Genomic DNA, 508 nt, shown 5'->3' with positions numbered 1-508 from the left:
GTCCACCTGTTTCCAATACCGCGTTCCGGTTAACGTCGTTACCCTGAACAACGGCTACCTCGGCATGGTCCGCCAATGGCAAGAACTTTATTACGGCAACCGTGAATCGGAGACCTATTTCGATTCATTGCCTGATTTTGTCAAACTGGCTGAAGCCTACGGCCATATCGGCATCCGTGTGGACAAGAAATCCGATGTCGAAGGCGCTTTGCTGGAAGCATTAAACCAAAAAGACCGCCTGGTATTCCTCGATTTCTTGACAGACAAGAAACAAAACGTACTGCCTATGGTCGGCAACGGCAAAGGCTTGGACGAGATGGTTCTGCCGCCGCATATGCGCGAAACATTGTCAGCGTAAGGAGAGAAAAATGCGACATATCTTATCTATTCTGATGGAAAACGAATCAGGTGCGATGAGCCGTGTGGTAGGTTTGTTCTCCGCACGCGATTACAACATCGACTCCCTGGCTGTTGCACCAACCGAAGACAAAACCTTGTCCCGTATGAC

Annotated in this window: 2 protein-coding genes; both read left to right on the top strand. The window is 49.6% G+C overall.

The annotated features are described in order from the left end of the window. Window positions 1-358: thiamine pyrophosphate-dependent enzyme (locus ACTHS3_RS16800; protein ID WP_440368615.1), on the top strand; the 358-nt coding region annotated here is incomplete at its 5' end. A gap of 10 nt (window positions 359-368) precedes the next feature. Further along, on the top strand, window positions 369-508 hold a 140-nt coding region (gene ilvN / locus ACTHS3_RS16795), incomplete at its 3' end, for an acetolactate synthase small subunit (RefSeq protein WP_440368616.1).

The sequence above is a fragment of the Neisseria sp. P0009.S007 genome, from assembly GCF_051962515.1.
The sequence above is the reverse complement of the archived record's forward strand: the minus strand, read 5'-3'. Positions and strand labels throughout refer to the sequence as shown.